We start from the raw sequence: 3,583 nt of genomic DNA on the forward strand, positions 1-3,583 counted from the left end.
AAGTCTGGCATTCCCCGCGCCGTTGCGGTGATCGAATCCATAAAGATTCGATTCCAAATGTTATCACTCGGAGGACGTCAGCCGTTAGGCCACAACTGAGCGCGCGTTCAGCGGGCAGACGCGCGCTCGTCGACGAAGCGAAGTCGACGGGGCGCCCGCCCGCCAACGGCGCGCTCGACTCGAAAAACGGTCAGCGCAGAAACGACCCGCTACAGGCGGTAGTAGACCGGGCTGCCCCAGAGATTGTGTGCGTGCTCGACGAAGCGGCCGAAGTCGGGGGAGTGGATCACGCCACCCGCTCCGTCATAGATGCCGATGTGCTCGCCCGGCCACACGACGAGGTCGCCGGCCACGGCTTCGCCCTTGGAGATCTGCGTGGCAAGAGCCGACTGGTGGTCGACACCGCGGGGCAGGGAGATGCCGAACTGGCCGTAGACATACTGGGTCAGCCCGTCGCATCCGAAGCTGTCGTTGGGGTTTGCGCCCCAACCATAGGGCACGACGCCCACGAACTGCTCGGCGTAGGCCACGACGGCCTCACCGCTGTACCCGCCCTGCGGAGCAGCGAACGTTCTGGGTGTGGATGATGACGACGACGACGAGGAGGTCGACGCGGTCTCGACGGCTGCCGCTGCTGCGGCGATCGCGTCTGCGGCAGCCTGGGCCGCGGCGGCCTCGGCGTCGCGTGCGGCCTGGATGACACTCATGTCTGTAGACGCATAGGAGTCGCGCGTGGCGGAGAGGGCCGCGACCTGTGAGTCGGCGTCGACGTCGAGGGTCTGCGTGGGTGGAGCTGCGGCCTCGTCGACGAAGGTCTGGCCGGCGTTGACGGTGGTCGCTACGGGGTTGGTGCCCGTGGGCATCATCGCGTAGGCGGGCAGGGCGGTGACGCTGGCCATGCCGGCCGCGACGATGAAGACGCCGGCTCGCGCGAGGTTGCGGATGCCGCGGCTCGTCGACCGACGGGCCGACGGCGTGTAAGTGCGCGACTCGCGAGCTGCTGCCGCGAGGGCTGCTCGTGTCGGGGCCTGGAAAGTCGTGCGGTGCTGCCCCGTGGGGCGGTGCAACTCTCTGGGTAGGAGGGCTGCGGATTCTGCCGAGTGACGTCCACTCATGCGTTCGGTACCTCAGGAATCTGTAGAGCAGTCGAGCTTCGGGCAGGTGTTCGGGTTCCCCGGTGCGGAATCACCTGGCATCGCGCGCGACGTCCGAGCTCACTCCAACCCGGGCGACGGTACAGGTGCGCCCTGAGTGCAAGCTGGCAAAGGTGAGGTGCGCTCACACGGGACACAGCCCTAGCTCTCGAGCAGACCCCTGATGTCGTCTGCCGTGAGCGCCTGGCTGAAGGCGGCCTCGTCGTCGAGCACCGCATCGGTGAGCTCGGCCTTCTTGGCCTTGAGCGCCATGACCTTCTCTTCGATGGTGCCCTCGGCGACCAGCCGATAGACCATCACGTTCTTGGTCTGACCGATGCGGTGCGTGCGGTCGATGGCCTGCGTTTCGGATGCGGGATTCCACCACGGGTCGAGCAGAAAGACGTAGTCGGCCTCGGTGAGGTTGAGCCCGAATCCGCCCGCCTTGAGGCTGATCAGAAAGACCGGCGCTTCGCCCTGCTTGAAGCGGTCGATGATGTCTTTTCGCCTGCGCGACGAGCCGTCGAGGTATTCGTAGGGCACTCCGAGCGCGTCGAGCCGTGCCGCGGCCTTCTGCAGAAAAGTCGTGAACTGGCTGAAGACGAGCGCGCGATGCCCTTCGGCCACCACGTCGTCGAGCTGTTCCATGAGCGAGTCGAGTTTGGCCGACGGAATGCTCGCGTACGTGTCGTCGATCAGCGACGCGTCGAGGCTGAGCATGCGCAGCAGCGTGATCGAGCGGAACACGATGAAGCGGTTCTTGTCGAGGTCGTCGATGAGGCCGAGCAGCTTCTGCCGCTCGCGCTGCAGCACCACGTCGTAGAGCTTGCGATGACTCGGCGCGAGTTCGACGTGCAGTTCCTGCTCCTGCTTGGCGGGCAGCTCGGGCGCGACCAGCTGCTTCGTGCGCCTCATCATCAGAGGCCGGATGCGACGGCGCAGCCGCGCGATCAGCTGCGGGTTCTCGCCGCGGTCGATGGGCCGCACGTAGTCTTCGGTGAATCTGCGGCTCGAGGCGAACAGCCCCGGAGCGGTTATGGCGAAGAGCGCCCACAGCTCGAGGAGATTGTTCTCCATCGGGGTTCCGGTGATTGCCAGCTTGAACGGGGCCTTCAGGTCGCGGGCGCACTGGTGGATGCGCGAGGTGTGGTTCTTGGCGAACTGCGCCTCGTCGAGGATGAGCCCGGCCCAGTCGACGGCGTTGTATGCCGCGAAGTCGAGCCGAAAGAGCGCGTACGAGGTGACGACGATGTCGGCACCGGCCGAGATCTCGGCCACCCTCTTCTTGCTCTTGGCCTCGGTGGCGCTGACGGAGCGCACGACGAGGTGGGGCGTGAACCGCTGCGCCTCGGCGACCCAGTTCGACACGACCGACGTCGGCGCCACGACCAGGAAGGGCAGCCGAACCATGCCCGCGGCGACCGGCTGTTCGCGGGCGTGCGCGACGAGCGCGAGCGTCTGAAGGGTCTTGCCGAGGCCCATGTCGTCGGCGAGGATGCCGCCCAGCGAGTGCGCGTGCAGAAAGACCAGCCACGAGAATCCGTCGACCTGGTAGGGCCGCAAAGAGGCATGAACCGAGGCGGGAACGGCCACGGCGTCGACCCCGTCGGCCGCGTTGAGCCCCGACACGGCCGCCCGCCAGCTCGTCGCCTCGACGGTCTCTTCGGCCAGGTCTTCGAAGTCGGCCCAGAGGCTCGCCTGGTAGCGGCTGATGCGGGGGGCGTCGGTCTGCCACTCGGCCAGGCTGCGCGCCTCATCGATGAGCTCGAGAAGGCGCTCGAACACCGGCTGTTCGAGCGCCAGGTAGCTGTTGTCGATCAGCTTCAGCTTCTTCTTGCCCTTCGACAGGGCGGTGAACAGCGGGCCGAACGGAATCGTGCGCCCCTCGACCGTGACCATGATTCCGAGGTCGAACCAGTCGCGCGTGTCGGTCTCGACGGTCGTCACCGTGAGTTCGGGCGTCTCGGTGAGCTCGACGTAGTCGGGGCGCGTGCCCACCGTTTCGACCACCACGTCGTCGCGGCCGTCGAGCTGGTCGATGACCTCGACCACGAACTGCGCAGCGTCGATGCCGTCGAACACGTTCTTCGAGGCGAACGCCACGCTCGGGTCTGCCCCGCCCCAGCCGCGCGCCATGAGGGTGTGCGAGAGCAGAGACAGGATGCGATCTTCGTCGGCATCGTCGCGGAGCGCCCTGTCGGCGCCGGTGGAATGAAGGGGAAGCAGCTGCGCCCCACCGTAGCGCCACCCCCATGAGATGCGCAGCCGGCCCTTCGGCTCGAACGTGGCGGTGAGCACGAGAGTGGCCCTCGCCTGCTCGGGCAGATCGACCGACGCGTCAGTGCTCGTCACCGCGAGAAGTCGGCGGAGGCGCGGGTAGTAGTCGTCGAAGAACTCGGCCTTCTCGCCGGAGGGAACCTGAATGACGTGCGACGGACTGTCGAAGACGA

Annotated in this window: 2 protein-coding genes; both read right to left on the minus strand. The window is 66.8% G+C overall.

Annotation, left to right across the window (positions count from 1 at the left end):
* Positions 1-209: 209 nt before the first annotated feature.
* Positions 210-1,115 carry a C40 family peptidase gene (locus tag ACE5CZ_RS02620; protein WP_374945808.1) on the minus strand — a complete coding sequence of 302 codons (906 nt, stop codon included), beginning with the start codon at positions 1,113-1,115 and terminating at the stop codon, positions 210-212.
* A 180-nt stretch (positions 1,116-1,295) separates the two neighbouring features.
* On the minus strand, positions 1,296-3,583 hold a 2,288-nt coding region (locus tag ACE5CZ_RS02625; RefSeq protein WP_374945809.1), incomplete at its 5' end, for a DEAD/DEAH box helicase.

It is taken from the genome of Agreia sp. (assembly GCF_964263775.1).
GTDB lineage: Bacteria > Actinomycetota > Actinomycetes > Actinomycetales > Microbacteriaceae > Agreia.

Bases quoted from the DNA above. Each gene is read 5' to 3' on its own strand.
- ACE5CZ_RS02620 (WP_374945808.1), bottom strand. From the start codon at position 1,115: ATGAGTGGACGTCACTCGGCAGAATCCGCAGCCCTCCTACCCAGAGAG.